Raw genomic sequence first — 20,411 nt, forward strand, 5'->3', positions numbered from 1 at the left:
CCTAAAGCCAATTAAAGGTTTTTGCCACTGACAGCGAAAAAGTGGGTTCGCCTAAATCGTCCAGCGCCAAATCTGTGTCATCAAAAGCGGCAGTCCATCTTGCCCCTAACCATTCACCAGCGAGAGCGACCCGCCAATGGTGATAAGTGCCGTCTGTATCGCGCAAAAATTTGTCTGTGTCTGTTGACGTCGAACGGTCCCCTGACAGGATCAGCGTCAGATTGTCCGTCAACTGCATATTATGAGTCAGCATCACAATATAATGCCCGCCACCAGCACCAAAGTAATCACTGGCATACCAGTAGCTTAGTGTGGTGTTGTCATAAGACACTTTGATGTACGCCTCAGGATAATCAAAAGCACTGCTTTCGCTGCTGCCATAATAAGTGTAATGCGCCACCCCAAGGTCTAACGCCCAGTTGCCACCAAGCTCAGTGTAATAACCAGCATAAAAATCCACTTCCAGATCGGTATTTTCGACAAAGCTGACGTTAGAGCCCCAGCTCCCGACATACCAGCCAGAATCAGATACCCAGTCGAGGCTTGGCTGCAAGGCAGGATCATCTTCGGTTAAGGTAATGCCGTTAAATAAATAGTTGGAGGTAAGAGTTACTGTTGAGCTTAAGTTCGCCAGAGCTGCAGGGCTAAGTACCAGCATAAACAAAGCGGGGAAACCGATTTTTTTTGAGATCCGCATAAAAACTCCAATGCTGATTAAGAATTAAATTCAATCACTTAGACAGAATTCATGGTTCTAGCCTTTAAGGTATAGCAAGGCTTTGTAAAAAAAGCCCGAGTCCTGTTCAATTTCCCTAATTCACATATAGACTTCTAAACACCCAGAAATCTCTTTATTTCAATACTGAAATCGGGTTAACTGGTCCTTTCATTTTTCAGGAGTATAAATCAGATGTTTAAAGTAAATAGTTATTTTGACGGTAAGGTGACATCCATCGCTTTTCAGGGTGAAACATTGCCAGCCACTGTAGGTGTGATGGCACCGGGTGACTACGAATTTGGTACCAGTCAGCATGAAGTTTTAACTGTGATTAGCGGCGCTTTAACCGTATTATTGCCAGGCCAGACAGAGTGGCAAACCTTCGCGCGCGGCGCAGTGTTTGAAGTGCCGGCCCAGGCTAAGTTTCAACTCAAAGTGGACACTGACACAGCTTATCTTTGCACTTATCAATAAGGTGTGCATCCGGCACGCCTTTTCAGGAAAACTGAATTATGCGTGGTATGGGAACAGCAGCCAAAAGAGCAGATGCGGCTAAACAAACTGAAGCTCTTAATCTAAAGCAAACAGTACTGTATATGTGGCCCTATATCTGGGCCTTTAAAAGCCGGGTGTTGTTAGCTGTGGCTGCGCTGTTGGCCGCTAAAGCTGCCACTTTGTATTTGCCTTATGCACTCAAACTTATCATCGACGATTTAGATCCCAGCTTAAACTCAGTGTTAACTTTGCCACTGGCGTTTCTTTTCTTTTACGGTTTCTTACGTTTTGGCGCAGTTTTTTTTGGTGAAGTGCGGGATGCCTTATTCAGTCGGGTCACTGAACATGCAATGCGTAAAGTAGGTTTGCGGGTATTTAATCATCTGCATCAGTTGGAACTGAGTTTTCATTTAGACCGTCAAACCGGTGGCATAAGCCGCGATATAGAAAGAGGCACCAACGGCATCAGTTTTCTGATGCGGTTTTTAATGTTTAATATAGTGCCTACCCTGCTGGAAATACTGCTGGTCGCAGTGATTTTTGCGCTGCTGTTTTCGTACTGGTACGCCGTTTTAACTTTTGTCGCTGTCGCTTTGTATGTAGCTTTTACTTTTTATGTCACCGAATGGCGCAATAAATATATCCGCGAAGCCAATCAGGCCGACTCAGCCACCAATAGCAGAGCAGTCGACAGCCTGCTGAACTATGAAACCGTCAAATACTTCAATAACGAAGCTTATGAAGAACGTACTTATGATCAGTTTTTAGCCAACTGGGAACAGGCAAAACTCAAAAACCGTATGTCGCTGTTAGCCCTGAACTCAGGTCAGGCGCTGATTATTGCCGTCGCTATTACCCTGATGATGTGGATGGCAGCACAGGGTGTATTGGATAAAGAGCTGACGCTGGGCGATTTGGCGATGGTGAATGCCTATATGTTGCAACTGTTTATTCCTTTGAATTTTTTAGGTTTTGTTTACCGTGAAATCCGCCGCTCCTTAACCGATCTGGAAAATATGCTGGGGCTGTTGAAAAAAGAAGCGCAAATTAAAGACAAAACTGATGCACCAGAGCTGCAATTACAGCAAGGCCGTATTGAATTTAATCAGGTCCATTTTGGTTATCAGCCAGGCCGCTCTATTCTGAACGGCTTAAGTTTTGTGGTCGAACCCAGCCAAAAACTGGCTATTGTTGGCGCATCTGGTGCAGGAAAAAGCACCATAGCCCGGCTTTTATACCGCTTTTACGATATCCAAAACGGCAGCATTTGTATTGATGGCCAGGATATCCGTGATGTCACTCAAAGCTCGTTACGCCAAAGTATTGCGATAGTGCCGCAGGACACAGTGCTGTTTAATACCAGCATCAGAGAAAACATTCGCTACGGTAAACCTGATGCCAGCGAAGCCGAAGTGGATCAAGTGATCCAACTGGCTCATCTGGAAAGCTTTATTCAGAGCTTACCTCAAGGCGATCAAACTCTGGTCGGTGAACGGGGTTTAAAAGTATCAGGCGGTGAAAAACAACGTATTGCCATAGCCAGGGTGCTGTTAAAAGGCTCACCAATTCTGATTTTTGATGAAGCCACCTCGGCGCTGGATTCTCATTCGGAAGCAGCTATCTTAAAAGCTTTGCGTGAACTGGCAAAACACCATACCTCTGTGGTCATAGCTCATCGTTTGTCTACTGTGACTGATGCAGACAACATTTTAGTACTGCAACAAGGCGAAGTGGCGGAAGCTGGCACTCATCAGCAATTGCTGGCTCAGCAAGGGCTCTATGCACAGTTGTGGGCCAAGCAACAAGAGGCAAAACCCAAAACGGAGTAAAGCACGTTCAAGCGAAAATGAAGATAGATTAAATAAAGTAAAGACCGGGTAAAGAGCTGAACCTGTTTGATCAGGCAAAAACTTATCGGAAAACTATTGGCAAGGCTTTAATCCGGACTTCAGTCTGACCAATGGACAGAGCCATTGGTGCTCAGTCGGGCCTTGCCAAACTATTGGCAAGGCTTTAATCCGGCTTCGCTCTTCCAACTGCTTTGTTTTTCCTCTAAATTAGCGCCCAGTTGAAATAATCAGATGGAGTACAGCATGACCTGGTTTTTGTTGGTGGTCGGCCTGGTGTTATTGGTCGTTGGCGCAGATTTGCTGGTCAAAGGAGCTGCGCGTTTGGCTGGATCTTTTGGTATTCCGGCTCTGGTCATTGGTTTAACAGTTGTAGCATTTGGTACCAGTGCGCCAGAATTGGCTGTAAGCGTTAAAGCTGCGTATTCAGGACAAGCTGAACTGGCTATAGCTAATGCAGTGGGCAGCAATATCTTTAATGTGCTGTTTATTTTAGGCGCAGCAGCCATGATTTCACCTTTAGTGATTTCACGTCAGCTGATCCGTCAGGACGTGCCTATTATGGTGTTTGTTTCTGTGCTTGCGATGTGGATGACCTTTGATGGTGCTATTACACGGGTCGAAGCGGCTATTCTGGCTTTGGGTTTAGTCAGCTATACCTGGTTTTTGTTCCGTCAGGGCAAAGCTCAGGGAGTGGACACAGCAGACGAAGAAGTAGAAGAAATGCTCAAAGCCAAAGTTCCGGCCTGGCAAAACCTGTTGTTATTGTTAGGTGGCTTAGTATTGCTGGTTTTAGGTTCACGTTTTTTAGTCGACAGCGCAGTGGAAATTGCCCGCGCTTTAGGGGTAAACGAAGCTGTTATTGGCCTGACTATTATTGCAGCAGGTACTTCTCTACCAGAAGTGGTGACCTCTGTGGTTGCTACCTTAAGGGGCGAACGTGATATAGCCGTAGGCAACGTGGTGGGCAGTAACATTTTTAATATCCTTTGTGTATTAGGAATTGCAGGCGTGGTCTCCCCTATCCCGCTGCTGGCAGGCGAACAAATGGCCATGGTTGATATTCCGGTGATGGTGGGTGTAGCAGTATTGTGTTTACCACTGTTTTTTATCGGCTCATCGCTGAACCGTATAGAAGGTTTGTTATTTATGCTGCTTTATATCGCCTACACCTGGTATCTGGTGGCTATGGCATTAAAAGAAGATTATCTGCCAGACTTACAACAAGGTATTTTGTATGGACTGCTGCCAGTGGTGGTGTTCTATGTCGTCGCTTCTTTTATTCACGACAGGATAAAAAACAGACCAGCACATTAGTTATATCTACTGTTGCAACAAACTGAAAAACAGGCCCACCCGGGCCTGTTTTGGTTTATAGCAGCAAAGCCAGAAGCAAAACCCGCCGTTATAATTTCATATCAGTCTTTATGGCTTTTATTGCGTAAAGCTAAAGGGTCGGCAGTAAGTCCAAAACCCAGCAGAGGCAACAGTTCCGGTATTTCATCTTCCGGTATGCCCACTTTGTGAAAATGCTTTACCACATACTGCAAATCATGGCCTTGCTCTTTGAATTGTTGTGCAGTTTTTAAATGCACAGTACGCATAAAGTTGGATGTCATGGCAGTCACTCCCTGAAGAAAAAGCGACTGTCATAGTGGTGAAATATCCGCCAGCAGGCAAGCGATTTTCGACGAAAATTTGCACAATTTTTCGAATAAAGCCTAAGCCTTTGATCCCGTTCAAAGATTATCTGGAGAGCTTAAATTTTCGGCTCAGCAGTTTATCCAGCCACTTTTGTGGCATTAAACGCGCCAATAAAGGCAAAGTCACAGCACCATGACCTATACCCACTACACCGCTGCAATAGGTTTTATTCAGTTGTTTCATTAAGCTTTTGGCAAAATGTTCTGCCGACGTCGGCTGATTTTGACTGGCATTGGCACGCAACATCACACCTTCCCGCATTGGCCACCAGAAGGAGTCTGGTTTTAACAGCTGCTCTGCTTCGAGTGTTGCTCTGCTGGCAAAACCTGTATCAATAGCGCCGGGTTGCACTGTCAATACTCTGACCCCCAAAGGGGCAAGCTCCATTCGAAGTGCATCAGACAAAGTATGCAAAGCAGCTTTGGAAGCACAATAGACTCCGGCAAAAGGTGTAGTTAATACACCAGACACACTGCCAATATTGACCACCAGCCCTTTGCTTTGCAGCAGCAAAGGCAAACAAGCCTGAGTTAAATCCATCACGGCAAATACATTAACTTCAAATTGCTGACGTAAAGCTTCGACCCCGGCATCCAGCACAGGCCCTATAGCACCAAAACCAGCGTTGTTCACCAGAATATCGAGCTGACCAGCTTGTTGTTGCAGCTGTGCTACGGCTTGTTGCACTGAATCCGGATCAGTCATTTCAAGTGCAATAGTCTCGAATCCAAGCTGCTGTAAAGTTGCCAAATCTGCTTCTTTTCGCGCTGTGGCAAAGACCCGATAGCCTTGCCGTTTAGCCTCCACAGCCAGAGCTTTACCTATGCCGCTGGAGCAACCTGTAATGAATATAGTTTTAGTCATACAGAAACCCGCTGTAACAAATGTTGCTCTTCAGGTCTTAAGGTCAGTACAGAAAAACCAGTTTCTGTCACCGCTATGGTATGTTCCCACTGTGCAGATAATTTTTTATCTTTGGTGACCACTGTCCAGCCATCAGATTTTTGTTTCACCCTTCTGTCGCCCTGATTGATCATAGGCTCTATGGTAAATACCATGCCGGGTTTTAACGTCAGTCCTGTGCCTGGTTTGCCATAATGCAAAATTTGCGGTTCTTCGTGCATTTCACGGCCTATGCCATGACCACAGTATTCCCGTACCACCGAATAACCATGCCGTTCAGCGCATTGCTGCACAGCTGCAGCTATATCTCCTAAACGAGCGCCGGGTTTCACCTGATAAATACCCTGCCACAACGCCTGATAAGTCACATCCACCAGTTTCTGAGCCAAAGGACTCACCTTGCCAATACAATACATTTTGCTGGAATCGGCAATAAAGCCATCTTTTTCCAGCGTAATATCCAGATTGACAATATCGCCCTCTTTGAGAATGTCCGTCTGTTTGGGCATGCCATGACAAACCACCTCATTGATCGAGCTGTTCAGCACATACTGGTAATCATACTGGCCTTTACTGGCTGGCCTTGACCCGAGCGGACCACGGATAAAAGCTTCGACTGCATCATTAATTTGCATAGTGCTGAGGCCGGGTTTGACCAGCTCATCGAGCATCAGAAATACCTGCGCCAACAGCTGCCCGGCTTTGTGTTGTATATCCAGTTCAGCCGGGGTTTTCAGATGGATCGAGTTCATTCAGTAAGTCCTGCAAAGTAGAAGATTTATTTTTCAGTAATTTACGGCACAACTGCTGGTAGCTCAGTTGCGGGTGCAATTCAGCAAGCATACCCACTCTGATCCAGAATTCAGCCTGCGCATTGATGGATCGGGCCATCACTCTGCTGGCTTCGCGTAAGTCTTCATGCAGATCGTCCGATATTTTCACTATGCCCATAGATATACTTTATATACGTTTCGTATATTCATTGTATAAAAACAATCTGCCTGATGCACTTAAAAAAAGTTAAAAAACTGGTTATGGTATGACACAGAACAATAAAGCCTCTGTAACAGTGGGTTATAGTTCAACATCAGCAATTGGGTTTGGAACTTAGACTGAGAGTCAGGACATGAGCTTATTTAACGATATTTACAGTGCGGTCGAACGGCAGTTTTTTTACAGCCTGACATTAAAAATTGTGGGCAATATTGGCTTCTTGACGCTGATTTTCTGGCTGGCCATGTTTGCAGCTTATCCGGATCAAGGTAGTGCCGGACAAAGCTGGTGGTGGATCCTACTACTAGGCACTGCTGCTTTTATTTTTACCATAGGTTATCTGGTCTACTTAATAGTTCGACCAGTCAAAGCTTTAGTGCATGCACTGCAACAGGCGAATCAGGCCGGCAGCGATTTAAAAACCCGTTTACCCGCTTTTACTTTTGACGAATTCCGCACTTTGTCTGAGCAATACAATTTATTTGTTGATCAATTATCCACCATGCTGCGGGATATTCATCAGCAAGCGTCCAGTAACTTTCATGTCAACCAGCAAGTGGCAGAAGCAGTGCACAGCACCAGACAACAATTGCAGGGTGCAGAACAAAGCAGCCAGCAGATCCGTTCTCAAAGTGATCAGTCATTGCAACGTCTGGCAGAAATAGTACAAAGCAACGATCAAGTGATAGAAGTGGCCAGCAGCACTGTCCACAACGCCAAAACGGCCAGCACACAATTGAACCAACTGACCACCCAACTGCATAAAATTGAGCAGCTGTTGGCTAACTTTGGCGGCACAGTGACAGGTTTGCAGAAAAACGCTGAAAACGTGCGGCAAATTTTGTTAATGGTGGAAAACTTTTCCGATCAAACCAACCTGCTGGCACTGAATGCGGCCATTGAAGCAGCGCGGGCCGGTGAAGCTGGCCGTGGTTTTGCGGTAGTGGCTGATGAAGTCCGTACTTTGGCCGCCAAGGTAAACAGCGCCACAGGCCAGATCTCAGGTTTTCTGAATGAAATGGATGTGTTGGTACGGGACACTAAAAATGAGTCGGAGCAATTGCAACAGCAGGCTGGCGAAGCTCAACAACAAATTCAGCAAACCAGCGGTGATTTCAGCCAGTTGGAGCAACAACTGAAAAATGCCCAGCAACAGCTGAACCATATTCAGCAGCATGTGCAGCAACTGGCACACAGCTCAGAGCAAAATCACCATCACCTGACCGAGATTGAACAAGGTACCAATCTGGCCTATCAGCAAATGGCCGCTATTGATCAGGCTACAGAACAGTTGTTGTCTGGCACTAAGCGAACTCAACAACAGTTGCAGCCATTTTCTGCAGCTTAACGACTTGTTTTCTCACCATTCGTCTGGCCATCCTGTTGCAGCGCTTTGACCAGCTGCAGCACGGCCGGGTGAGTGAGTTTACGTTCAGGTGATATGGCATAAAAACGTTCTGTCACCCTGTGGATCACCCCGACCTTCAATAACCTATAGTTAGTTAATAACTGAGCTTCCAGCAATAAAGGCGCGGCAAAAGCGCCAAGCCCCTGCTGAGCAAAAGCCTGCATTAAGGCACTGTCATCAAATTCAGCCACTACATCAGGCTGCACCTCTACTTCATTAAACCAGCCCATCAACTGCTGGCGAATAATGGATTTTTTACCTTGCAACAAAAAAGGCTGATCGTGCAAAGACCGGGGGAAGTCTGCACTGAGCTGTTCTGCTAAGGCCTCGCAGGCATACACAGCCATAGGAGATTCAGTGACAAGATGGCTGTAAGCTTTAACATGACTGCCAGGCTGGATGGGCTGATCGGACAGCACCATATCCAGTTTATTAATAGCAAGCTCCGATAAAAGCCCGGCCTGCTCACCTTCGCGGCAAATCAGCTTAATAGGCAGCTGCAGAACAGGTTTAAGCATTTCATAGACAAAAGCTTTTGGCAGTACATCGGTAATACCCACACTAAAACTCTGCCAGCTGCTGTGCTGACGGGTCAGAACAGCTTTCAGCTCATCTCCCAACTGAAAGATATCAGCGGCATAACGCTGCACCACCACCCCCAGTTCAGTGGGGATCAGCCGTTTGCCCTGACGGGAAAACAAGGCTGTACCTATACCATGCTCAAAGGCGCTGATTTGGCCACTGATAGTTTGGGGTGTGATATGCAACAACTCGCTGACTCTGGCAATACTGCCGTGTTCAGCCACCAGATAAAAATAATAGAGTTGGTTGTAATTAACAGGAGTCATTTATACGCAATTTTTAACGAACATATCAGCAGTTATATTCGAGTTTTACTTACAAAGTAAAGGGCGTATAACTGGATTCGTTGTGATAGTTCCTGCTGAATTTCACAGTAACAGTGTAACCCATAGGCCATCCGCGCCTTTTGCCCCTTGCTTGCAGGGGGCTTTTTTATGCAGTGATCTTTCATACTTCAGCTACTTTGCAGATACAATGACACAAAAGCGCTAAAGAGTTGTGATGATGATCCAATACCCTGCCATTTTTAAGTTCACAGGTCAGGATGAACTGATTTATCTGGCCGACTCCAGCAGTTTCGGGCAGCAGTATCAGTTACAACAGCCATATTTAACACCAGAAGATCTGCTGATTGATGCAACAGGACAAGCTTATCTGCTGGATCAGGTGAACCAGGATAGTTATGCTTTACCTTCATTATTTCAGCAGTTTGAGTTGTCGGAATTAACAGCTCTGGTGCATGCACATTTTTTTGCTTTAGCTCAGAGCTGTGTGGTAAAAATTCAGGCCCCTTCCATCCCAGCCTTGTTTGGCCTTTTGGCTGATGCTGACGAAGCATAGAATTTAATACTGTGATGTTCTGCCAGCACCAGACCCGGATAGAGGATTTTACTCAGAGCAGACAGGAAAATCGCAATAGAACACTGAGCCTTGCCCTGGTACAGAACTGAAATCAATAGTACCGCCCATGGATTCAATAATGGCTCTGCTGATCGCAAGACCAAGGCCTGTACCTGAACGGGCTTTGGTATCAGAGCCATCAGCCTGGGCAAAACGCTGGAATATTTTTTCCTGAAAATGCAACGGGATCCCCTCGCCTTTGTCTTCCACCTGAATGCGGATTTTGTTCTCCAGCAAGTAATAACTCAGAAAAACCTCAGCACCACTTTTTGAATACTTAATAGCATTGGACAACAAGTTACTGAGCACTTGCTGCAGTCTGTGACTGTCCAGTTGCATCATCAAGGGTTCGTTGTTCAGTAAAGACAATTGCACTGCAAACCTGTCGGCGTATGGCTGGTTTTGAGTGATTGCTTGCTGACATTCCTGCGCTAAATCACAAGGCTGCAGATAAAAATCCATTTTCCCTGCACTGAGTTTTTCCATATCCAGTAAATCATTCACCAGCAACTGCAATCTTTTACTGTTTTGACTGGCTACTTTCAGCATAGCCAGCGCTTTTTCAGGCACAGCACCCAATACCTGATGGATCACCAGATCCAAAGCACCGCTAATGGCGGTAATAGGTGTACGCAACTCATGGCTGACAGTGGAGATAAAATCCGTTTTCATCTGCTCCAAGCGTTTTTGCTCACTGATATCCTGCATCAGCACTAAAGCCCCTAATAGCTGGCCTGAGCGGCTTTTCAGTTGCTCTCCCTGGCAACGCGCCCAACGTGGAGCCTGGCCTTTGGCCTTAATACAAATCTCTTGTCTTACCATAGGTTCGCCGTGAAAAGCTCTGAGCAAAGGAATTCGATCAACTGATAATACAGTCTGCCCATCTTCTTCATATAAGTCGTAATAATGGCTCCACAATTCTGAGTCACATTGGCGCACATCCACACCGTGCCAGTCGCGTGCCACCTTATTAAATTGTTCCAGTTGGCCTTCGCTGTCGCAGGCCACCAAAGCGTCAGGGATAGAATCCAGCAACAAATCCAACAACTGCAATTTGTGTTCGGTGTGCAGCTTTTGTTTATGTTCGTTTAACCTCTCCATCACCAGAGCGGCCAGTTGGCGCAATACAACTTTGTCCTGCTCCGTCATTTGCCGTGGCTCTGGAGAAATAATACACAAAGTCCCCAAGGCATAGCCCTGCTCATTGATCAGCGGGCAACCTGCATAAAAGCGAATATTTGGGATAGTACAAACTAAAGGATTGTCGGCAAAACGTTCGTCTTGTGACGCATCTTCGACGATAAAAATATCGGGCTGTAAAATAGCATGGGCGCAAAAAGCCAGTTTACGATCGGTCTGACAGACATCCAGTCCTTGTTTACTTTTAAACCACTGGCGCTGCTCATCAATCAAAGACACCAGTGCTATGGGCACCTGAAACAAAGTGGCGGCTAACGAAGTCACAGCATCAAAAGTCGCATCAGGTTCAGTATCAAGGATCTGTAATTTAAGCAAAGCCTTTAATCTGTTTTGTTCATTTTGGGGAACTGCGGCAACCTGCATGCGTGCACTCCTTAGCGGGCAACAAAAGGGATGTCAGAAAACATACCACAAAATAAAGAACGACAGCTTACTGCAGGGGATCTTTTGTACCTGATAACAGAAGTTTGAGATCCTCAGGGACAGGCACAGGTTGCAGCACTGGATAACGACTGGAACCCGGATTTCCCAAAGGCAAACGTCCGGTTAAATGACCAAGAGGAGTGAGCAACAGACGAAGTAACTGGCCCCGAATTTCAGGCCAGTTTGTTTGATCGGCCGCCAGTTTCAGCATCAGCCAGTGGCTTTGCAGATGCAATACGAAATTCTGTTGCCCCAGAATATGCGCCCGCTCTAAATGAGACCAGGCTTGTGGCCACAACTGCTGGCGACGCGCCTGCTGCGCTTGTTTTATCTCAAGGCTGTAGGCCTGTTCTGTAGCTGAAAACATGAATAAAAATCTCAGGTAGGACTAAAGAATCTTTACAATGACCTGCCTTTGTTACCCAGTCAAGGCTTTGTGCTGAGCCGCTTTGGCTTGAATTTTCGGGCTTGTTGTATTAGGGTGACGGCATTATTCTATCGGGCAACTCTGGCAAGCAAAACAGCATGAACAGAAATCGGGGTCGCGTATCCTGGGTGAGTTTACTCCTGCTTATCAGCTTACTCCTGTTTAAAGGAGTGGCAGCTGCTGCTATGTTGTGTTGTGGCCCTGATCATTCAGAACACCCTGCCAGTCATTCGCAATCCTCAGATACAGATCACAGCATAGTGGAGCATCATGGCCATCACTCTGCTGCAGTTGAACACAACAGTATGCCGGATGGCTCAGACCAACACGTCATGGATGAGCCTCAGCTTATGGATCACCAGATGATGATGGATACCCATCAATTATCCTGTTCAGGTTGTGCCGTCAGTTGTGCCGCTGCGGTCTTGATGATCAACCCATCGGACTTTATGGCTGAACCTGCACAAAACGAACGTATCCTTAGTTTTACCCCTTTAGTTTTCCCTCTGACGGCCTCTGGCCTGGAACGACCTCCCCGTTTATACAGCTGATCAGCATCCCTGCACCATCAAAAGCCCGTTTTAGTGCTTTTATCTGGTGTGATTTTTCAGCTTAACTAAACAGGATTTTTTATGTCTCAGCTCATTTATCCGGCGCTTTTTGGCGTCTCGGCCTTGCTTTATACAGTGCCAACAGCGGCTGCTGAAAAAGAACACACTCAAGTACAGCCACTGAATTCAGTGATCATACAAAGCCGCACCAAAGACTGGAAACAAGCTAATCAAAAAGTCGCTGAACTCGGCGGCTGGCAATTTTACGCCAGTGAGGCGGGAGTTCATCAGGGCATGGATCACTTTGTGCCTGGCACTGAGGCTGGAGGTCATCAGAACATGGATCATTCAGTGCAAAAGAAGCCTGTCGATCATTCAAAACACAAGCACCATCATCAAGTGGATCATTCACAGCACTCAGAGCTACAACAAAGCCAGACAGGAGATGAGCATGAACATCATCACTAAACTGAGCCCGCTTGCGGCTGTGGTACTGCTGAGCGCCTGTGCCGGAACTTCAGGACTTAATACGACAGCTCTGGTGCAGCAACAAGCTGCGGACCAACAAGTGCAACTGGCAGCAACAGATCCGGCTTTAAGAGCAGAAGCAGAACAAGAAATTGCCCTGCTGCTGGCGGAACCTCTGACACAACAAAGTGCCAGTCGTATTGCGGTATTAAATAACCCGGATTTTCTGGCCGCTTTATCATCGCTGGCCATCAGCACAGCACAATTAACTCAGGCCGGTTTATTACCGAACCCGGGCTTGCGGCTGATCCGAAGCCGCTCAGAAGAGGGTTACAACACAGAGCTCGATTTTTCACTGAATTTATTTAACCTGATTTTTCTGAATAAAAACAAAGCTATTGCCCAACAACAAGCAAAGCAGCAACAGCAGCAGGTCGCTTTACAACTGATGGATTTACTGACAAAAAGCCGCAGCGCTTTTATTGAAGCCGTAGTTGCAGAGCAGCGCTTTCACTATCTGCAGACAGTACAGGAGGCTATAGATGCGTCGGCAGAACTGGCTAACCGTATGTATCAGGTTGGTAATTACAGTGAACTGCAACAAGCCAGGCAGCTAAAATTTGCTGCCGAAATTCGCTTGCAGCTGGCAAAAACCAGGCAACAACAGCAACAAAGCCGTGAACAACTTTACCTGTTGTTAGGTTTATCCGATCCAAAAACAAGGCTGCAATTACCGGCCTATTTGCCAGCTATCCCTGCAAGCCTGGACAGCGTAAAGGATGCAGAACAGCAAGCTCTGACACAACGGCTGGATCTGCAACAAGCCAAAGCAAAGTTAGCCCAACTGGAACTGCAACTGGAATTAGAGAAAAACAGCCTTTTTGTCCGGGGTTTGTCCGCTGAAGTTGCAGGTTCAATGCAACAGAGTGCAGAACGTGAACTGGCTTTAGGCTTTGAACTGCCTTTGTTTGATTCAGGTGCAGCGCGAGTCAGTAAAGCAGAAGCAGAATATCAACAAGCCTGGTGGCTAGCCAAATCTCTGGAACAAAAAGCCCGCTCTGAAGTGCGACAGGCTTACGCATTACAGCAAAGTTCGTATCAGATAGCCCGGCATTATCAGGATCAATTAGTGCCTTTGGCGCAAAAAATTAACCGACAAAATGTGTTGCGCTACAACGGCATGTTAATTGGTGTATTTGAGCTGATAGCCGACACTCAGGCTCAGGTAGAAACAGTCACAGGACAAATGATGGCACAACGGGATTTTTATCTGTCAGAGCTACGCCTGCAACAAGCTTTATGGGGCAGCCCTTCTTTGCCTGTCTCCACAGAAACCAACACCACAAACAGCTCTGCTACTGCAGCAGGCCATTAACAGGAGCATCATATGTTAACCCGTCGTGATTTATTAAAAAAAGTCGGTGCCATTACAGCTGCTGTGGGTGTTGCAGCCGTCAGTCGAAGCACTATGGCTGCTTTACCTGAACCTGTACTGCAGCAATCCGCTGATACCATGGACCCTTTAATTCCAAACACAGGCCGTCCATACAATCCGGTGGTGACATTAAACGGCTGGACTTTACCCTGGCGTATGAACCATGGTGTGAAGGAGTTTCACTTGGTGGCAGAGCCCGTAGTACGTGAGTTGGCTCCGGGTATGAAAGCTCATTTATGGGGCTACAACGGTCAGTCTCCAGGCCCTACCATTGAAGTGGTAGAAGGCGACAGAGTGCGTATTTTTGTCACCAACAAGCTTCCGGAACATACCTCAGTGCATTGGCATGGTCAGCGCTTACCCAATGGTATGGATGGGGTCGCAGGTTTAAATCAGCGTGCCATCAAGCCTGGAAAAACTTTTATGTATGAATTTGTTGCACGCCGTCCAGGCACTTTTATGTATCACCCCCATGCCGATGAAATGGTGCAGATGGCGATGGGCATGATGGGCATGTGGATCACCCACCCAAAAGAGGCGCATCCACATATTGATGAAGTGGACAGAGATTTTTGTTTCCTGTTAAACGCCTATGACATTGAACCTGGCAGCGCCACCCCAAAAATTATGACGATGACTGACTTTAATCTCTGGACCTGGAACAGTCGTGTTTTCCCTGGCATAGACCCTTTAGTGGTACGCAAAAATGACAAAGTGCGGATCCGGGTAGGTAACCTGACCATGACCAACCACCCTATTCATATTCATGGTCATGAGTTTACCGTCACTGGCACAGACGGCGGCCCAGTGCCTGCTTCAGCACGTTGGCCTGAAGTCACTACAGATGTTGCTGTAGGCCAGATGCGCCAGATTGAACTGATTGCCGATGAAGAAGGTGACTGGGCTTTTCATTGCCATAAATCGCACCACACTATGAATGCAATGGGCCATGATCTGCCGACGCTGATTGGGGTGGATCACAGTGGTTTAATGCAAAAAATCAATAAACTGGTGCCGGATTATATGGTGATGGGCGAACGGGGTATGGCCGATATGACCGAAATGCAGATGCCTCTGCCCGCTAATACCTTGCCGATGATGTCCGGTGATGGTCCTTTTGGTTCGGTCGAAATGGGCGGTATGTTCAGCATCTTTAAAGTTCGTAGCAATCAGGCTCCGGGCGATTACAAAGATCCGGGCTGGTATCAGCACCCAGCCGGCACAGTAGCGCAGGAATGGACCGGAGCAGTACCCCAGCTTTCTGTCGCTCCAGCCGAGTCCCCTGAAACTAAGGTTGAACTGAAAGTCAAAAAACCCGGAGCACATCACCCCCATTGATCCGGCAGATGAATTGCTTGATTTTTAACCTCAGCTCCATGAGTTGGAGCTGAGGTTTGACTGGGGAATGAGTTTTTCAGTACAAAAACAACACAAAAAAACAGCTTTAAGACAACTATTCGAGCGCCGCTTATACCGTTTAGAAATAACTAATAACCAAAACAACAAATACACACTTGTTACCAAATGTAATCAAATCCAGCATTTTAGCCGCTCGCAGAACGCCACTCATCGCACAAAACATCTCTAAATACGAAAAAATGAAAACAAAAGATTAAATTTGATAAATACACACCTATTTACATTAACAAAACATTGACCAATTATCATACGGCCTGCCCATCATATTAACTAAATAAGGGACAGGGGTTTCCATGGATGAGGCAATTCACATAACAATAATTTGAGAGAACAAAATGCAACATAAAAAATTCAACCTATCCAAAGTCTCCTTGTTTACTTTATCCGCACTGTCCTTATTAGCTACTGCGGTACAGGCTGCTCCGTTAAATGCCCGCGCCAGCTTAGAAGTGAACGAAACTAAAGCTATTGAGCCACCAACCCGCTTTATCGTTAAATACAAAAATGCCGCTACTTTATCCGCTCAGGGCCTGGCCAGCACAGCAACGAGTTCAGTTAATCAGTTAAAAACTCATGCGGCTTCGGAATTATCCAGCCGTGTCGGTGAACCACTGAGTTATGTGCGAGCTGTGGCTGTTTCAAATCGCCATGTAGTCAAGGCAGAGCGTCGCCTGTCTAAAGCTGAAACTCAGCGCACCATGGAGTTGTTAGCTCAGGATCCAATGGTTGAGTCGGTAGAAGAAGACCAAATGTTACAAATTGCGGCCGTCCCCAATGATACTCAATACACCAGTCAATGGCATTATTACGAAGCCACAGGTGGCTTACGCGCTAACACAGCCTGGGACAACGCGACTGGAGCTGGGGTAGTAGTTGCAGTTTTAGATACAGGTTATCGTCCTCATGCAGACTTAAACGCCAATATCCTGCCAGGCTATGACATGATTTCCGATAGTTTTGTCGGTAACGATGGCAATGGCCGTGATTCAGACGCGCGTGACCCGGGTGACTGGGTTTTAGCCAACGAATGTGGTGGCACCCACTCAGCAAAGAATTCTTCATGGCACGGTACTCACGTGGCAGGCACTGTAGCTGCTGTCACCAATAATGGTGCAGGTGTAGCTGGTGTGGCTTATGGCGCTAAAGTAGTACCAGTTCGTGTTTTAGGTAAATGTGGTGGTTATACCTCAGATATAGCAGATGGTATTATCTGGGCTTCAGGCGGCACAGTATCTGGTGTTCCGGCTAACGCTAACCCAGCTAAAGTGATCAATATGAGCTTAGGTGGTTCAGGTGCTTGTAGCTCTACGACTCAGGCCGCTATAAACTCAGCCCGTTCACGTGGTTCAGTCATTGTGATAGCTTCAGGCAACGACAACAGCAATGCCAATAACTTCAACCCTGGTAACTGTGCTGGTGTGGTGAACGTGGCAGCTACCAATCGCAGCGGTGGCCGCGCTTATTACTCCAACTACGGTACTTCCATTGATGTGGCAGCACCTGGTGGTGCAATGAACTCAGCCAACGATCCAAATGGCGTTTTGTCTACTTACAACACTGGCACTACCACGCCAGGTTCTGACAGCTATGGTTACAGTCAGGGTACGTCAATGGCCGCACCTCACGTCGCTGGTGTTGCAGCTTTAATTGCCCAGAAAAAACCTGGTGCTACACCGGACGAAATTGAAACTATTCTGAAAACCACCACCCGTTCCTTCCCGGCAACCTGCACTAACTGCGGTACTGGTATTGTCGATGCAGCGGCAGCTGTAGCTGCAGCTTCTGGTGGCGGCGGCACTGGTGCAACTTCCAGCATAAACAACATCAGTGTTGCAGTGAACAGCTGGAAATATTACACAGTGGTCGTGCCTGCTGGCATGAGTGTACTGACTGTGAATACCTCTGGTGGCACTGGAGATGCAGACTTGTATGTACGTCGTGGTTCACAACCAACCACTTCTACTTATGATTGCCGTCCGTACCTCAATGGTAATACGGAAAGCTGTACTTTCAACAACCCTGTTGCAGCCACTTACCATATTGGTATCCGTGGTTACACTGCGGCATCTGGTATCACGTTAACAACCTCTTATCAGCCTTAATCCCTGGGCTTTTAAGTGAAGACCCCGGTATTTTCCGGGGTCTTCTTTTTTTGTCATCAGAAACTTACTTTTGCAAGCCATCTAAAATTGCACACTGGGGCTGGTCGTCGCCACAACAACTATCTGCTAATTGTTGCAACAGGCTTTGCATTTGCTGTAATTCTGCTACTTTTTTCTTGATTTCATCCAGATGCAGTTCAGCCAGCTGTTTTACTTCTCTGCTGCTGCGGTTTGGATCCCGCCATAAGCCTAACAAAGAGCTGATTTGCGCTATAGAAAACCCCAGAGCTCTGGCCTGTTTGATAAAGCCCAGCTGTTGCAACTGCTGACTGTTATACAACCTGTAGCCAGCATCTGTTCTGTTGGCTTTTAGCAACAGGCCTTCTTCTTCATAATACCGAATCATTTTGGCAGAAAGACCTGTCTGCTTTGCGGCTTGCCCTATTGTCACCAAAGTCTTGACTAAATTCGCCATTAGTTTTATTCCTTTGCTTTCCAGCGTTGCAATAACAAGGCATTACTAATCACCAGTAAACTACTGCTGGCCATAGCTGCACCGGCAATCACAGGATTTAAATAGCCCAGAGCTGCAAGAGGTATCCCCACTATATTAAAGATAAAAGCCCAAAACAGGTTCTGCTGAATTTTACGGTAACTAAGCCGCGCTATCTGCAAAGCTGCGCTGACAAGAACTGGCTTACTGCGCATCAAGGTCATAGCTGAAGCGCTGACGGCCACTTCAGTGCCACTGGCCATAGCGACACCTAAATCTGCCTGCGCCAAAGCAGGTGCATCATTAATACCGTCACCGACCATAGCCACTGTATAACCTTGTTGCTGCCAGAGCCCAATGGCAGCAGCTTTCTCTGCTGGCACCACTTCTGCTTTCCAGTCGCTGAGTTCCAGTTGCTGCGCTATTAAAGCAGCGCTGGCCTTACTGTCGCCTGTTAACATAGCCACAGTGATACCTTGTTGCTTTAATAAGCTGACGGCATGCAGCGCATCAGCTTTTAACTGATCAGTAAAACAAAACAATGCCAACAACTGATAACTTTCGCACAGCTGCTCTGCCAACCAGGATACAGAGGCAGCGCTGATTTCAATCTGATCAAGAGGTAATTCCAGTCCAAGCTGCTGCATCCAGTGACTGCTGCCAAGCACTAATTGATGCCCTTCCACTTTGCCCAACACACCTTTGCCCGCCACCACCTGAAATTGCTCAGTATCAATAGCAGTCACCTGATGTTCAGTAGCATAACGAAGCAAAGCTTTCGCCAAAGGGTGTTCACTGTGTTGCTGCAAGGAGGCTGCCCAAAGTAAAAGGTTGGGCTCATCGACAAAAGTGCTGAATTGCTGCAGTTCGGGTTTGCCTTGAGTTAAAGTGCCGGTTTTATCAAACACCACCAAGTTGACTGTTTTGGCTTGCTCTAAAGCTTTGGCATCCTTGATCAGAATACCAGAACGCGCGGCAGACCCGGTGCCCGCCATAATAGCTGCAGGAGTTGCCAACCCCAAAGCACAAGGACAGGCGATCACCAGTACAGCCACTGCATTTAAAATCCCCGTCACCCAGTCTGAGGTGATCCAACCCCAGCCCAGTAAAGTCACCAAAGCAATGACTAACACCACAGGCACAAAAATGGCGCTGATTTTATCCACCAGGGCCTGCACCGGAGCTTTGGCCCCTTGTGCCTGCTCCACCAGTTGAATAATACGCGACAAGGTCGATTCAGCTCCAACCGCTGTCGCTCTGAGTTGCAATACCCCATCCAGATTCACTGAACCACCTGTCACTTTGTCACCCGGACTTTTACTGACAGGCACAGACTCCCCGCTGATCAGCGCTTCATCCACATGACTCTGGCCCTGCTCAACCAAAGCATCTACCGCAATACGCTCGCCGGGTTTGACCAACACCAAATCACCTTGCTGCACAGTCTCTGCTTTGACTTCAAGCCAAAGTCCGTCCTGAAACAAAGTCGCCACAGCAGGTTTTAAATTCTCCAGTGCCCGCAGCGCATCAGTGGTACGTCGTTTTGCCTTCTGCTCCAGGTATTTACCCAGTAAAACCAGACTTAATACCGCGCTGCTGCTTTCAAAATACAAATGGGGCGCGCCGTGCTGTCCCTGATGTGCATCAAAACTCCACCATAAATACAAAGACAAGCCATAAGCGGCGCTGGTGCCAATAGCCACCAGCAGATCCATAGTGCCACTGCCGGCCTTTAATGCTGTCCAGCCTGCTTTGTAAAAACGCGCACCAAAATAAAACTGCACTGGTGTCGCCAGCAGCCATTGCCATAAAGATGGCAACATCCAATCCTTTCCGAACAACAAACCAAACATCGGCAATACCAAAGGCAAGGTCAGTGCAATACTTGCGACAGCTGGCCAGTACTCTTGTTGGTAAAACGCAGTTGTAGTGATTTCAGCTGTTGGGGTTTCTGCTGGCACATTGGCGTGATACCCGGCCTGCTCTACTGCGACTATCAGCAGTTGTGGTAAGAGCGCTTCCCCTATGACTGTTGCAGTTTCAGTGGCAAGATTAACGCTGGCTTGTTGTACGCCGCTGACTTTAGCTAAGGCTTTTTCAATACGGCCAACACAGGAAGCACAACTCATTCCACTGATGCTCAGTTGGATTTGTTCAGGCATAACATGACTCCGGACAAGAAGGGCGAAGGCCCGATATGTATAAGGCTAAAGCTTGCCCTCAGGGTAAGGTCAACTTAATAAATTTCGTAACATGACTTGACCTTAGGGTAAGGTCAACTTAATAAATTTCGCAACATGCCTTGACCTTACCACAGCAGCAGAGTTCATCATGTTCGCAAAC

20 protein-coding genes are annotated in these 20,411 nt (G+C 47.0%); 10 read left to right on the plus strand and 10 right to left on the minus strand.

Annotated elements, in window-relative coordinates; all coding sequences use genetic code 11:
* Nucleotide 1: 1 nt before the first annotated feature.
* Nucleotides 2-697: a TorF family putative porin gene (locus tag J2W69_RS15430; RefSeq protein ID WP_310280128.1), complete on the minus strand. Its 696-nt coding sequence runs from the start codon at nt 695-697 to the stop codon at nt 2-4.
* Nucleotides 698-910: 213 nt separating this feature from the next.
* Between J2W69_RS15430 and ppnP the strand changes: the two genes are divergently transcribed.
* From ppnP to J2W69_RS15445, 3 genes are all read left to right on the plus strand, one after another.
* Nucleotides 911-1,192 (plus strand): pyrimidine/purine nucleoside phosphorylase, encoded by a 282-nt coding sequence (gene ppnP, locus J2W69_RS15435; protein WP_310280130.1) that lies wholly within the window; start codon nt 911-913, stop codon nt 1,190-1,192.
* A 38-nt stretch (nt 1,193-1,230) separates the two neighbouring features.
* Nucleotides 1,231-3,042, plus strand: a complete 1,812-nt coding sequence (locus J2W69_RS15440) for an ABCB family ABC transporter ATP-binding protein/permease (RefSeq protein ID WP_310280132.1) — start codon at nt 1,231-1,233, stop codon at nt 3,040-3,042.
* A gap of 264 nt (nt 3,043-3,306) precedes the next feature.
* On the plus strand, nt 3,307-4,377 hold the full coding sequence (locus J2W69_RS15445; protein WP_310280134.1) for a calcium/sodium antiporter: 1,071 nt from the start codon (nt 3,307-3,309) through the stop codon (nt 4,375-4,377).
* Nucleotides 4,378-4,478: 101 nt separating this feature from the next.
* Here J2W69_RS15445 and J2W69_RS15450 read toward each other — a convergent pair whose 3' ends face one another.
* From J2W69_RS15450 to J2W69_RS15465, 4 genes are all read right to left on the minus strand, one after another.
* Nucleotides 4,479-4,679 carry a hypothetical protein gene (locus J2W69_RS15450; protein ID WP_310280136.1) on the minus strand — a complete coding sequence of 67 codons (201 nt, stop codon included), beginning with the start codon at nt 4,677-4,679 and terminating at the stop codon, nt 4,479-4,481.
* Nucleotides 4,680-4,806: 127 nt separating this feature from the next.
* Nucleotides 4,807-5,628 (minus strand): SDR family oxidoreductase, encoded by an 822-nt coding sequence (locus J2W69_RS15455; protein WP_310280138.1) that lies wholly within the window; start codon nt 5,626-5,628, stop codon nt 4,807-4,809.
* Entirely contained in the window at nt 5,625-6,419 is a 795-nt protein-coding gene (gene map, locus J2W69_RS15460; RefSeq protein ID WP_310280139.1) for a type I methionyl aminopeptidase, read from the minus strand. Before map ends, J2W69_RS15455 begins: the two co-directional genes overlap by 4 nt.
* Nucleotides 6,388-6,618 (minus strand): ParD-like family protein, encoded by a 231-nt coding sequence (locus J2W69_RS15465; protein WP_310280141.1) that lies wholly within the window; start codon nt 6,616-6,618, stop codon nt 6,388-6,390. The genes map and J2W69_RS15465 overlap by 32 nt, the downstream gene beginning before the upstream one ends.
* Nucleotides 6,619-6,793: 175 nt before the next feature.
* On the opposite strand from J2W69_RS15465, the gene J2W69_RS15470 reads away from it, so the two are divergent.
* Nucleotides 6,794-8,008, plus strand: coding sequence for a methyl-accepting chemotaxis protein (locus J2W69_RS15470; protein ID WP_310280143.1), 1,215 nt, complete (start codon nt 6,794-6,796; stop codon nt 8,006-8,008).
* Here J2W69_RS15470 and nhaR read toward each other — a convergent pair.
* On the minus strand, nt 8,005-8,916 hold the full coding sequence (gene nhaR / locus J2W69_RS15475; protein WP_310280145.1) for a transcriptional activator NhaR: 912 nt from the start codon (nt 8,914-8,916) through the stop codon (nt 8,005-8,007). The genes J2W69_RS15470 and nhaR overlap by 4 nt on opposite strands.
* Before the next feature lie 235 nt (nt 8,917-9,151).
* Between nhaR and J2W69_RS15480 the strand changes: the two genes are divergently transcribed.
* Nucleotides 9,152-9,490 (plus strand): DUF4144 family protein, encoded by a 339-nt coding sequence (locus J2W69_RS15480; protein ID WP_310280147.1) that lies wholly within the window; start codon nt 9,152-9,154, stop codon nt 9,488-9,490.
* 48 nt (nt 9,491-9,538) lie between these two features.
* On the opposite strand, the gene J2W69_RS15485 is transcribed toward J2W69_RS15480, so the two are convergent.
* Together J2W69_RS15485 and J2W69_RS15490 are read right to left on the minus strand one after the other, a co-directional pair.
* Nucleotides 9,539-11,113 carry an ATP-binding protein gene (locus J2W69_RS15485; protein ID WP_310280149.1) on the minus strand — a complete coding sequence of 525 codons (1,575 nt, stop codon included), beginning with the start codon at nt 11,111-11,113 and terminating at the stop codon, nt 9,539-9,541.
* Between the two features lie 67 nt (nt 11,114-11,180).
* Nucleotides 11,181-11,540: a DUF3703 domain-containing protein gene (locus tag J2W69_RS15490; protein WP_310280151.1), complete on the minus strand. Its 360-nt coding sequence runs from the start codon at nt 11,538-11,540 to the stop codon at nt 11,181-11,183.
* 158 nt (nt 11,541-11,698) lie between these two features.
* On the opposite strand from J2W69_RS15490, the gene J2W69_RS15495 reads away from it, so the two are divergent.
* From J2W69_RS15495 to J2W69_RS15515, 5 genes are all read left to right on the plus strand, one after another.
* Nucleotides 11,699-12,151 carry a hypothetical protein gene (locus J2W69_RS15495; RefSeq protein ID WP_310280153.1) on the plus strand — a complete coding sequence of 151 codons (453 nt, stop codon included), beginning with the start codon at nt 11,699-11,701 and terminating at the stop codon, nt 12,149-12,151.
* A gap of 81 nt (nt 12,152-12,232) precedes the next feature.
* The gene (locus J2W69_RS15500) at nt 12,233-12,619 is read left to right on the plus strand and encodes a hypothetical protein (protein ID WP_310280155.1); all 387 of its coding nucleotides are present in this window, start codon (nt 12,233-12,235) and stop codon (nt 12,617-12,619) included.
* Nucleotides 12,603-13,994, plus strand: coding sequence for a TolC family protein (locus J2W69_RS15505; protein ID WP_310280157.1), 1,392 nt, complete (start codon nt 12,603-12,605; stop codon nt 13,992-13,994). Before J2W69_RS15500 ends, J2W69_RS15505 begins: the two co-directional genes overlap by 17 nt.
* Before the next feature lie 12 nt (nt 13,995-14,006).
* On the plus strand, nt 14,007-15,392 hold the full coding sequence (locus J2W69_RS15510) for a multicopper oxidase family protein (protein ID WP_310280159.1): 1,386 nt from the start codon (nt 14,007-14,009) through the stop codon (nt 15,390-15,392).
* A gap of 416 nt (nt 15,393-15,808) precedes the next feature.
* Complete coding sequence (locus tag J2W69_RS15515) at nt 15,809-17,575, plus strand: S8 family peptidase (RefSeq protein WP_310280161.1); 1,767 nt, start codon at nt 15,809-15,811, stop codon at nt 17,573-17,575.
* A 64-nt stretch (nt 17,576-17,639) separates the two neighbouring features.
* On the opposite strand, the gene cueR is transcribed toward J2W69_RS15515, so the two are convergent.
* Entirely contained in the window at nt 17,640-18,050 is a 411-nt protein-coding gene (cueR, locus tag J2W69_RS15520; protein WP_310280164.1) for a Cu(I)-responsive transcriptional regulator, read from the minus strand.
* 5 nt (nt 18,051-18,055) lie between these two features.
* Nucleotides 18,056-20,230, minus strand: a complete 2,175-nt coding sequence (locus J2W69_RS15525) for a heavy metal translocating P-type ATPase (protein WP_310280166.1) — start codon at nt 20,228-20,230, stop codon at nt 18,056-18,058.
* Nucleotides 20,231-20,411 lie beyond the last annotated feature (181 nt).

The organism is Rheinheimera soli (genome assembly GCF_031457405.1).
GTDB lineage: Bacteria > Pseudomonadota > Gammaproteobacteria > Enterobacterales > Alteromonadaceae > Pararheinheimera > Pararheinheimera soli_A.